Annotated in this window: 12 protein-coding genes; 9 read left to right on the top strand and 3 right to left on the bottom strand. The window is 71.7% G+C overall.

The annotated features are described in order from the left end of the window. Window positions 1-14: 14 nt before the first annotated feature. Window positions 15-458 (bottom strand): DUF3093 domain-containing protein, encoded by a 444-nt coding sequence (locus LUM46_RS22650; protein WP_274997288.1) that lies wholly within the window; start codon window positions 456-458, stop codon window positions 15-17. 89 nt (window positions 459-547) lie between these two features. Here LUM46_RS22650 and dut point away from each other — a divergent pair, with 89 nt between their 5' ends. The 4 genes from dut to LUM46_RS22630 all read left to right on the top strand — a co-directional run bounded on the left by dut (window position 548) and on the right by LUM46_RS22630 (window position 3,117). Further along, window positions 548-1,024, top strand: coding sequence for a dUTP diphosphatase (gene dut, locus LUM46_RS22645; RefSeq protein WP_274997287.1), 477 nt, complete (start codon window positions 548-550; stop codon window positions 1,022-1,024). Window positions 1,025-1,164: 140 nt separating this feature from the next. Continuing rightward, a complete protein-coding gene (locus LUM46_RS22640; protein WP_274997286.1) occupies window positions 1,165-1,890 on the top strand; it encodes a DUF3710 domain-containing protein in 726 nt (241 codons plus the stop codon). A 15-nt stretch (window positions 1,891-1,905) separates the two neighbouring features. Next, window positions 1,906-2,286: an OB-fold nucleic acid binding domain-containing protein gene (locus LUM46_RS22635; RefSeq protein ID WP_274997285.1), complete on the top strand. Its 381-nt coding sequence runs from the start codon at window positions 1,906-1,908 to the stop codon at window positions 2,284-2,286. A gap of 42 nt (window positions 2,287-2,328) precedes the next feature. Beyond that, the gene (locus LUM46_RS22630) at window positions 2,329-3,117 is read left to right on the top strand and encodes a DUF3159 domain-containing protein (RefSeq protein ID WP_274997284.1); all 789 of its coding nucleotides are present in this window, start codon (window positions 2,329-2,331) and stop codon (window positions 3,115-3,117) included. Here LUM46_RS22630 and LUM46_RS22625 read toward each other — a convergent pair. Together LUM46_RS22625 and LUM46_RS22620 are read right to left on the bottom strand one after the other, a co-directional pair. Beyond that, the gene (locus tag LUM46_RS22625) at window positions 3,114-3,785 is read right to left on the bottom strand and encodes a potassium channel family protein (RefSeq protein ID WP_274997283.1); all 672 of its coding nucleotides are present in this window, start codon (window positions 3,783-3,785) and stop codon (window positions 3,114-3,116) included. The two genes, LUM46_RS22630 and LUM46_RS22625, sit on opposite strands and share 4 nt — an antisense overlap. Further along, the gene (locus LUM46_RS22620) at window positions 3,785-4,438 is read right to left on the bottom strand and encodes a potassium channel family protein (protein WP_274997426.1); all 654 of its coding nucleotides are present in this window, start codon (window positions 4,436-4,438) and stop codon (window positions 3,785-3,787) included. The genes LUM46_RS22625 and LUM46_RS22620 overlap by 1 nt, the downstream gene beginning before the upstream one ends. Window positions 4,439-4,523: 85 nt before the next feature. Between LUM46_RS22620 and LUM46_RS22615 the strand changes: the two genes are divergently transcribed. The 5 genes from LUM46_RS22615 (at window position 4,524) to LUM46_RS22595 (ending at window position 9,790) form a co-directional block, all read left to right on the top strand. Further along, window positions 4,524-6,521 (top strand): APC family permease, encoded by a 1,998-nt coding sequence (locus tag LUM46_RS22615; RefSeq protein WP_274997282.1) that lies wholly within the window; start codon window positions 4,524-4,526, stop codon window positions 6,519-6,521. 18 nt (window positions 6,522-6,539) lie between these two features. Next, the gene (locus tag LUM46_RS22610) at window positions 6,540-7,934 is read left to right on the top strand and encodes a class I SAM-dependent RNA methyltransferase (protein WP_274997281.1); all 1,395 of its coding nucleotides are present in this window, start codon (window positions 6,540-6,542) and stop codon (window positions 7,932-7,934) included. 242 nt (window positions 7,935-8,176) lie between these two features. Then, window positions 8,177-8,404: a hypothetical protein gene (locus LUM46_RS22605; protein WP_274997280.1), complete on the top strand. Its 228-nt coding sequence runs from the start codon at window positions 8,177-8,179 to the stop codon at window positions 8,402-8,404. Continuing rightward, on the top strand, window positions 8,401-8,937 hold the full coding sequence (locus LUM46_RS22600) for a DUF6879 family protein (protein WP_274997279.1): 537 nt from the start codon (window positions 8,401-8,403) through the stop codon (window positions 8,935-8,937). The genes LUM46_RS22605 and LUM46_RS22600 overlap by 4 nt, the downstream gene beginning before the upstream one ends. Next, window positions 8,909-9,790: a helix-turn-helix domain-containing protein gene (locus tag LUM46_RS22595; RefSeq protein ID WP_274997277.1), complete on the top strand. Its 882-nt coding sequence runs from the start codon at window positions 8,909-8,911 to the stop codon at window positions 9,788-9,790. Before LUM46_RS22600 ends, LUM46_RS22595 begins: the two co-directional genes overlap by 29 nt. Window positions 9,791-9,804: the final 14 nt, after the last annotated feature.

Raw genomic sequence — 9,804 nt, 5'->3', positions numbered from 1 at the left:
TCAGCCGCCGTGTCTCAACCTCGCAGCGCCTCCACCAGCAGCTGCGGCCGGCGCGTGGAGACGAGCCAGTAGGGGGTCGGGTCCGCCGGGTCGTCGAGGGTGACCCGCACGCCGGTCCGGGCCCACGCGCGCAGACAGACGTACGCCCGCCCGTCGAGGCCGGGGCCCAGCTCGTGCCGCATGGCGGCGACGTCCAGGGCCTCGGCGGGGCCGAGCAGGGTGACCGGGATCCGGGCGCTGCCGGCCCGCAGGACGCCGTCGGACACCTCCACCACGGGGGAGGTGACGGCCAGGGCCGCCGCGGACCCCACGCACACCAGCAGCCCGACGACGACCGCCGCCGTCGTGTGCAGCGGCCACAGCGCGATCGCCGCGATGGCGCCCAGACCGACCGTGCCGAGCCAGCCACCGGGACCGGGCAGAAGACGCTCGTGGAAGGTGAGGGTGGTCGCCGTCATGAGGACATCATCCCAGCCCTGAGCGCTGCGGGGACGCACGGCCGGTCACTCTTGCGGCGGCGCGGGCCGAGGTGGCGTACTCTTCCGGCGTGCCCACCCCTGTGCCAACGGACGACGGCAGCACGGTAGACGTGCTCATCCGCCTCCTCGACGACGTTCCCGTCCCCTCCTACGCGCACCCCGGTGACGCCGGCGCCGACCTGGTGACCACGGTCGACGTCGAGATCCCGCCGCAGGGCAGGGTGGTGGTGCCCACGGGGGTCTCGATAGCGCTGCCGGACGGCTACGCGGCGTTCGTGCACCCCCGGTCGGGGCTGGCCGCGAAGCACGGGGTCACCATCGTGAACGCGCCGGGCACCGTCGATGCCGGCTACCGCGGCGAGATCAAGGTCACGCTGCTCAACACCGACGTCACCGAGGCCGTGAAGCTGGCTCGTGGCGACCGGGTGGCGCAGCTCGTGATCCAGAAGGTGGAGCGGGCCCGGTTCCTCCCCGCGGAGACCCTGCCCGGTTCGCACCGTGGCGACGGCGGCTTCGGCTCAAGCGGCGGTTTCGCGGGCCGCTGATTGCCCGGCGCCCAGCGGTCCCGACTTCCGTACCGGCACCACCTCGGACGGGTCTAGTCTGTAAGTAACGAGTGGATAACGCTGCTGTGCGCTGTATTCGTGTGCGCACGCAGGACGACGAACTACGAAGGAGCGTGGCTGTGGGTCTGTTCAGCCGACGAGGCACGGCGAATGAGCCCGCACCGGTCGAGTGGGCGTCGGTGGAGGCCGAGCAGCAGAAGCGGCCCCACGGACCCTTCGACCGGTCGCAGGTGGAGGAGATGGGTCCCCGCGTCGACCTCGGTGCCATCTGGCTGCCGGTGATGCCAGGTCTCGAGCTCCGCATGGAGATCGACAAGAAGACGCAGAAGGTGACGGGGGTGACGGCTGCGCTGGAGGGGTCGAACCTCCAGATCCAGGCCTTCGCCGCGCCACGCAGCGAGGGCATCTGGGACGAGATCCGGCACGAGATCGCGCAGTCCGTGAGCGGGCAGGGCGGGATCGTCGACGACGTGCCCGGCGTGTTCGGTCGCGAGCTGCTGGTCCGCATGCCGGTGAAGGGCCCGGACGGGCAGGCCGGCCAGCGTCCGGCGCGGTTCGTCGGTGTGGACGGTCCTCGCTGGTTCATCCGTGGGGTGCTCGCGGGCAAGGCGGCCCTCGACGCCGAGGCGGCCAAGGCGCTGGAGTCCGTGTTCGCGAACATCGTCGTGGTGCGCGACCAGAGCCCGCGCCCGCCCCGTGACCTGCTGCCCCTGGCGCTGCCGAAGTCGGCGCGCAAGGATGGTGCACAGCCGGCAGCGGCTGCTGCCGGGCCGGAGGGCGCCGTACCGCAGATGTCCGACATCGATCCTCTGCGCCGCGGCCCCGAGATCACTCAGATCGGCTGACGAGGTGAACCACTGATGTCGCTGCGCTCGAGCCTCGCGTCCCGCATCGCGGAGTCGCTGGCGTCCGACGAGGAGGTCCGGGACACCGAGGAACGCGCCGACGCCTCCCGGAACGTGGGCTGCATGGCCGTCGCGTCGGTACCGGTCCGGTCCCGCGGCAAGGTGGCCGGCGTGCTGCGCTCGGTGGTGCTGCGGCCCCGGGAGGGCGTGCCCACCGTGGAGGCGGAGCTGTTCGACGGCTCCGGCGCCCTGGACCTCGTCTGGCTCGGCCGTCGGACGATCGACGGCGTCGAGCCCGGCCGCCGCATCCGCGTCGAGGGCATGGTGTGCGACGTCGACGGGCGCCGCACCATGTTCAACCCGCGGTACGAGCTCCGGCCCCGGCCCGGCGAGTGACGGGTGGGTCAGCACCCCGGTGAGCACGGCACAATGAGCCCCATGAGCGAACCCGCACGTCCTGACGTGTCCCCGCAGCCCGAGCAGCAGCCCGACCAGGCCCCTGCGCAGGCACCGGCGCGCGGCGTGCGTGCCCTCGCCGGCGAGGAGTTCTCCGCGGCGCAGGCGATCGGCGGCGTGCGTGGCCTGGTGGAGGCGGTGCTCCCCGGCCTGGTGTTCGTGGTCGCGTTCGTGATCTCCACCCCCAACCTGGTGATCCCGCTCGTCGCGTCGGTCGTGTCCGCCCTGGTGCTGGTGGTGGCGCGGCTGGTGCAGCGCACACCCGTCACGCAGGCGCTGGGCGGCCTGCTCGGCATCGCGATCGGCGTGGTGTGGGCCTGGACGTCCGGCGAGGCGGAGAACTACTACGCGGGCGGTCTGCTGGTCAACGCCGGCTACCTCGTGGTGCTGCTCGGCAGCATCCTGATCCGCCGCCCCGCCGTCGGCTACGTGGTGGAGGCGCTGCGCGCCGGTCTGACGCCGGAGACCGTGAAGGCCCAGGCCGGCCGCAGCGCCGACGAGGAAGCGAAGCGTGACGACGAGCCCTCGCCGTTCGCCGCCCTGACCGCCTGGCGCGACGACCCGGCCAAGATGCGTACCTACGCCATCGCCACCTGGCTCTGGGTGGGCCTGTTCGCCCTGCGCCTGGCAGTCAAGACGCCGCTGTACTTCGCGGGCGACATCGCGTGGCTCGGCACGTTCCACCTGCTGCTCGGCGTGCCGCTGTGGGCGCTGGTCCTGTACCTGACCTGGTACGTCGTGCGCCGGCCGAAGGTGCAGTCTCCGGCCTAGCCCTCGTCCTTCGGCACCAGGAGCTTCTGCAGGGTGTCGGTGTCGGCGTCCGCGCCGGCGACCAGCAGCAGCTCGTCGCCGGCCTCCAGGGTGTCGTCCGGGCTGGGCACGAGCGGCCGGCCGTCGCGCACGATCGTCGCGAGCGTGACGTCGGCCGGCCACACGACCCGGCCCACGCGCGTCCCGGCGACACGGGAGTCGGCGGGCAGCGTGAGCTCGAGCAGGTCGGCGCGCGACTGGCGGAAGCTGAAGATGCGCACCAGGTCGCCCACGGCGACCGCCTCCTCGACCATCGCGGTCATGATGCGCGGCGTCGAGACTGCCACGTCCACGCCCCACGACTGGTCGAACATCCACTCGTTCTTCGGGTTGTTCACCCGGGCGACGGTGCGCGGCACCCCGAACTCGGTCTTGCCGAGCAGGGAGAACACCAGGTTGACCTTGTCGTCGCCGGTGGCGCCCACCACGACGTCGGCCTGCTCCATCTCGGAGGCCTCGAGGGCGGGGAGCTCGCACGCGTCGGCGAGCACCCACTCCGCCTCGGGGACCTGCGAGACCCGCATGGCCGAGGCGTTCTTGTCGATCAGGGTGACCTCGTGCTCGTGGCTCAGCAGCTCCCGGGCGATCGAGCGGCCCACGGACCCGGCCCCCGCGATGACGACGCGCATCAGTCCTCCTCGGTGGTCGGCGCGGCGGTGAGGATCCGCTCGACGTCGGCGGAGGCGTCCGTCGTCATGAGGAGGTGCAGCACGTCGTTCTCCTGGAGCACGATGTCGGGCGTGGGCAGGACCGCGATGGTGTACCGGGTCACGAAGGCGACCCGCGCGCCGGTCGCGGCCTCGATGTGGAGCACGGGCCGGCCGACCCAGCGCCGGTGGTAGTCGATCTGCGCCAGCCGGACGGTGCCCGAGGGGTCGAGGTACTCGTCGGTGGAGCCCATCGGCAGCATCCGGCGCAGCACCTGGTCGGCGGTCCAGCGCACGGTGGCGACCGTGGGGATGCCCAGCCGCTGGTAGATCTCCGCGCGGTGCGGGTCGTAGATGCGGGCCACCACGTTGTCGACGCCATAGGTCTCGCGGACCACCCGGGCGGACAGGATGTTCGAGTTGTCGCCGTCGGACACCGCGGCGAACGCGTAGGTGTCCTCGATCCCCGCCTGGACGAGCGTGTCCCGGTCGAAGCCCACGCCGGTCACCTTCTTGCCCGAGAAGTCCGAGGGCAGGCGCCGGAACGCGTCCGGGTTCTGATCGATGACGGCGACGGAGTGTCCGCGGCCCTCGATCTCCTGGGCGAGGCTGGAGCCCACACGGCCGCAGCCCATGATCACGAAGTGCACGAACGGAACGCTACCGCGCCGCGGCCCTCCGGTGCGCTCCGGGCCATCGGCAGGCATAGAGTCTTCCAACGTGTCGGACATCGTCGATGCGGCCAAGCGACTACTGGTCGGCCGCCCCAAACGTAGCGAGAGCCTGGGGCGCACGCTGCTGCCCAAACGGGTCGCCCTGCCGGTGTTCGCCTCGGACGCCCTGTCGTCCGTGGCCTACGCTCCGGACGAGATCCTCCTGACCCTCTCGCTGGCCGGCGTCGCCGCCCTGGCGTTCTCGCCGTGGGTCGGCCTCGTCGTGGTCGTCGTGCTCCTCATCGTGGTCGCGTCCTACCGGCAGAACGTGCGGGCCTACCCGTCCGGCGGCGGCGACTACGAGGTAGCCACCACCAACCTCGGCCGGACGGCGGGCATCGGCGTCGCGTCCGCCCTGCTCGTCGACTACGTGCTCACGGTCGCCGTGTCCATCTCGGCCGCGGCCCACTACGCGTCGGCGGCCGTCCCGGGGCTGCGGGACCACGAGGTCGTCGCGGCAGTGGTGGCGGTCTCCGTGCTCACCCTGATCAACCTGCGCGGTGTCCGGGAGTCCGGTACGGCGTTCGCGGTACCGACCTACTGCTACATGGCGATCATCGGGGCGCTGGTCGTCACCGGCGCCGTCCGCTACTTCGCCGGGAACCTGCCGCAGGCCGCGAGCTCCGGGTACGAGCTCGTGGGGGAGGCCGCGTTCGACCAGGGGCTGGTCGGTATCGGCGGCGCGTTCCTCCTGGCCCGCGCGTTCGCCTCCGGCTGCGCCGCCCTGACCGGCGTCGAGGCGATCAGCAACGGCGTGCCGGCGTTCCGCAAGCCCAAGTCGCGCAACGCCGCGACGACGCTGCTGCTGCTCGGCACCATCTCCTCGACGATGATCATCTCGATCCTGCTCCTGGCCCAGGCCACCGGCGTCCGCTTCGCCGAGGACCCGCACAGCCAGCTGCAGGTGAACGGAGAGCCGGTCTCGACGGACTACGTGCAGATCCCCGTGATCGGCCAGCTCGCCGAGGCGGTGTTCTCCGGCTTCCCGCCGGCCTTCTACGCGGTGTCCGCCGTCACGGGCCTGATCCTGGTGCTCGCCGCCAACACCGCGTTCAACGGGTTCCCCGTGCTGGGCTCGATCCTGGGCCGCGACGGGTACCTGCCGCGCCAGCTGCACACCCGGGGCGACCGCCTCGCGTTCTCCAACGGCATCGTCACGCTCGCCATCGCGGCGATCGTGCTGATCGTCGCGTTCGACGCCTCCACGACGCGGCTGATCCAGCTCTACATCGTGGGCGTCTTCGTCTCGTTCACCCTGTCCCAGCTCGGCATGCTGCGGCACTGGACCCGGGAGCTGCGCACCGAGCCGAACCCGACGGTGCGCAGCCGCATGAAGCGCTCGCGGGTGGTCAACGGCATCGGCTTCGGGTTCACCGGGACCGTCCTGATCATCGTGCTGGTGACCAAGTTCACCCACGGCGCCTGGATCACGCTCCTGGCGATGGGTGTGCTGTTCGTCCTCATGCGGGGGATCCGCAAGCACTACGACCGCGTGCGCGAGGAGCTCGCGCTCGACGACATCTCCGCGGCCCGCGCGCTGCCCAGCCGGGTGCACGCCGTCGTGCTGGTCTCCAAGGTGCACAAGCCGACCATGCGGGCCCTGGCCTACGCGCGGGCCGCACGGCCCAACGTGATCGAGGCCGTCACGGTGGGCGTGGACCGGGAGGACATCGACGGGCTCGTCGCCGAGTGGGAGACCCTTGACCTGCCCGTTCCCCTGCGCATCCTCGACTCGCCCTACCGTGAGATCACCCGGCCCGTGCTCAAGTACGTGCGGTCGGTGCGCCGCGAGTCGCCGCGCGACCTCGTGATCGTCTACATCCCCGAGTACGTGGTGGGCCACTGGTGGGAGCAGCTGCTGCACAACCAGTCGGCGCTGCGCCTCAAGGGCAGCCTGCTGTTCACGCCCGGGGTCGTCGTGGCGTCGGTGCCGTGGCAGCTCGCCTCGTCGCGCGGCCACACCGGCCTCGAGGACGACACGTTCATGCACGGCAGGCGGATCTAGGCAGGGGATACTGGGGGCATGCCCAGCAACCCCGACCGTCGTTCCGCGCCCGCCGACCCCGAGACGGGCGGCCGCCCGCGCCGCCGTCCGCAGCGCTCCCCGCGGCCGGACCGCGGCCGTCGCGTCAGCGACGTGCCCGCACCCGAGGTGGGCACCGAGGTCGAGCTGGAGGTCGGTCCCGTCGCGCACGGCGGCCACTGCGTGGCCCGCCTCGACGGTCGCGTCGTCTTCGTGCGGCACACCCTGCCGGGCGAACGGGTCCGCGCCCGCGTCACCGAGGGTGGCTCCAGCTTCTGGCGCGCCGACGCCGTCGAGGTGCTGCAGGCCTCGCCCGACCGCGTCGAGCCCGCCTGGCCCGCCGCGGGAGCCGACGGCGTGGGCGGTGGGGAGCTCTCGCACGTCTCGCTCCCCGCCCAGCGGCGCTGGAAGACCGACGTGCTCGTCGAGCAGCTGCAGCGCCTTGCCCGCATCGACCCGGAGTGGCTGGCCCGGGAGGTCACCGTCGAGGCCGCGCCCGGCGACGACGAGCGCCGCGGCCTGCACTACCGCACCCGGATCGACCTGGTGGCCGACGCCGCCGGGCACGCCGGCATGCGCAAGCACCGCTCGCACGACGCCGTGGCGCTGAAGAAGATGCCGCTCGGCACCGCGGAGGTCGCGGCGTTCGCCGTGGCCGAGGACGTGTTCACCCGCACCTGGGCGCCGGGCGCACAGCTGACCCTGGTGGCGCCGTCCGAGGGCGAGCCGGTGCTGCTGGTCGACGGCGAGCCGTGGCGCCGCGGGAAGCCCGACACCCGGCCCAACGCCCGCCGCTCCGTGAGCGAGTTCGTGGCCGGGCCGTGGGGCGCGCACCGCTACCGCGTGGCCGCCGGCGGCTTCTGGCAGGTGCACCGCGAGGCGCCGTCCGTGCTGACGCGCGCCGTGCTGGAGGCGTCCGGCGAGCTGGCCGGGGCCACCGTCCTGGACCTGTACTCCGGCGCCGGGCTGTTCACGCTGCCGCTCGCGGACGCCGTCGGGCCCGAGGGCCGGGTGGTCGCCGTCGAGGGGGACGAGCAGGCGGCGAAGGACGCCCGCCGCAACGCCCACGCGTCTCCGCAGGTGACGCTCGAGGTCGGCGCCGTGGACCAGGTGCTCGGGTCGGACGCCGTGCCGACGGCCGACGTCGTGGTGCTGGACCCGCCGCGGTCGGGCGCCGGCCGGGCCGTGGTCGACGCGATCGCCGCCCGCGCCCCGCGTCGCATCGTGTACGTGGCGTGCGACCCGGCGGCGCTCGCGCGCGACGTCGGCTACCTGGCCGCGCACGGCTACACGCTCTCGGGGGTGCGCGGGTTCGACCTGTTCCCGCACACGCACCACGTCGAGGCGGTAGCGGTCCTGGACCGAGGAACCGCAGGAGACCGGCAGGAGCCGTAACGGGTCGCTGACCTGCGAAAACGCATCGCTCGGCGTGATGGATGCCGCGAGCGTCCAACCGCAGGGGACCGGAGGAATCCGTACCGACCTGACGCTGGTGACGCACATATGACGCACGGCCCGACGCCCGCCTGGACGTCGGGCCGTGCGTGCGTGTGGCCCGCTTCACACTGCGCCCTTGACGCCGACCGGTACCGCATCGACGATGGCTGGACCTCATCCGTTCGAGAAAGGGACCAGACATGCGCGCAACTTTCCTCGGCAAGGATCCCGAATCCCGCGACAACCAGTCACCGACGCTGTTCGCGACCGACCGCACCGACCGCAAGACCTACATCGCCCAGGGCTGGAAGGTCACCGACCCGCAGGTGCTTGCCGACGTCGGCGACGTGCCCGACCACGAGGCGCTGATCGAGATCCCGGAGGACGTCATCAAGATGTGGGTCCGGCGGTACGGAGAGCAGGAGTGACGGCCGAGCTGATCCAGCCCGGGCCGGAGTTCGGCCGGCTCTTCTACGACATCGAGCACACGGCGTTCCGGCTGGAGGTGCGCGAGGCGTACAACGAGCCGAGCGAGAAGGCGGACCTGCAGCGGTACATCGACGAGGGCTGGATCGACCGGGAGCGGACGTCGGACTGGCTGACGCATGTGCGCAAGGTGACGGACGAGGGCGTGCGGTTCCACCGCGTCCGCGTCGTGTCGCTGCCCCTGAGCACGTACAACGAGTGGGGCCTGCTCGAGGCCGAGGTGACCAACCGGGCGGGTGACGACATCCGCTACCTGCCTCGTGATCAGGCTGACGGGCTGCCGGACGACGACTTCTGGCTCCTTGACTCGAAGACGGTCGCGAAGATGCACTTCGCGGACGACGACCGGTTCCTCGGTGCGGAACTGATCGACGACCCGGCCGTGGTGGTCGAGCACAACTACTGGCGTGACGCCGCCTGGCATCACGCCATCCCGAGGGACGACTTTGCCAAGCAGCACATCGAACAGCCCTGACATCAGGGCGGCGCGCAACGAGCTCGGCGCGCGTCTGCGGCAGCTTCGGCGAGCTGCTGGCCTCACCGGTCAGCAGCTCGCCGACGCGTTCTCGTGGCCGCCGTCGAAGGTGTCGAAGATCGAGAACGGACGCCAGACCCCGACCGACGGCGATGTCCGCTCCTGGTGTCGGGTCACCGGCGCTGCCGACGTCGTGGACGACCTGCTCGACACGTTGCACACCCTGGAGGAGCGGCACCGGGAGTGGCAGCGCGTGCTCCGCGCCGGCCTCGCCGCGGCCCAGAACGTGGTCGCGAAGGACGAGGCCCGCACGCAGGTCTTCCGGTGTTTCCAGCCCACCATGGTCCCCGGCCTGCTGCAGACCCCCGACTACGCACGCACGCGCCTGGAGCAGGGGGCCCGGAACTGGGCGCGCACGGACCTGGAGGAAGCGATCGCGGCACGGATGGCTCGGCAGGCGATCCTGTACCAGCCGGTCCGACGGTTCTACTTCGTGCTGACCGAGTCGGCCCTGATGAACGGGCTGTGCCCGCCGGAGGCCATGCTCGTCCAGCTCGACCGCCTGGTATCGCTGTCGATGCTCCCGAACGTGCGGCTGGGCATCATCCCGTTCGAGACGACCTTCACGGTGGCGCCCGAGCACGCGTTCTGGGTGATGGACGAGCGCCTCGTCGCGGTCGAAACCTTCTCCGCGCAGCTCGACCTGACACAGTCGCAGGAGATCGCGCTCTACCTCAAGGTCTTCGAGACGCTCTCGCTCGATGCCGACTACGACCGCAAGGCGCGGGCGCACCTGACGCGGGCCGTGCGGGCGGTCGAACGGCGCGTGAATCGGAAAGATAAGGGCCAGTAGAGAAAGTTTTCGAA

The sequence above is a fragment of the Promicromonospora iranensis genome (assembly GCF_028994805.1).
Lineage (GTDB): Bacteria > Actinomycetota > Actinomycetes > Actinomycetales > Cellulomonadaceae > Promicromonospora > Promicromonospora iranensis.
This window is presented reverse-complemented; position numbering and strand designations above follow the sequence as displayed.

What these genes read in the sequence shown, in the direction of transcription:
- LUM46_RS22650 (WP_274997288.1), bottom strand. Translation starts at nt 458, where the DNA reads ATGACGGCGACCACCCTCACCTTCCACGAGCGTCTTCTGCCCGGTCCC.
- LUM46_RS22620 (WP_274997426.1), bottom strand. Translation starts at nt 4,438, where the DNA reads ATGGGCTGCGGCCGTGTGGGCTCCAGCCTCGCCCAGGAGATCGAGGGC.
- LUM46_RS22630 (WP_274997284.1), top strand. Translation starts at nt 2,329, where the DNA reads ATGAGCGAACCCGCACGTCCTGACGTGTCCCCGCAGCCCGAGCAGCAG.
- LUM46_RS22610 (WP_274997281.1), top strand. Translation starts at nt 6,540, where the DNA reads ATGCCCAGCAACCCCGACCGTCGTTCCGCGCCCGCCGACCCCGAGACG.
- LUM46_RS22625 (WP_274997283.1), bottom strand. Translation starts at nt 3,785, where the DNA reads ATGCGCGTCGTCATCGCGGGGGCCGGGTCCGTGGGCCGCTCGATCGCC.
- LUM46_RS22605 (WP_274997280.1), top strand. Translation starts at nt 8,177, where the DNA reads ATGCGCGCAACTTTCCTCGGCAAGGATCCCGAATCCCGCGACAACCAG.
- LUM46_RS22635 (WP_274997285.1), top strand. Translation starts at nt 1,906, where the DNA reads ATGTCGCTGCGCTCGAGCCTCGCGTCCCGCATCGCGGAGTCGCTGGCG.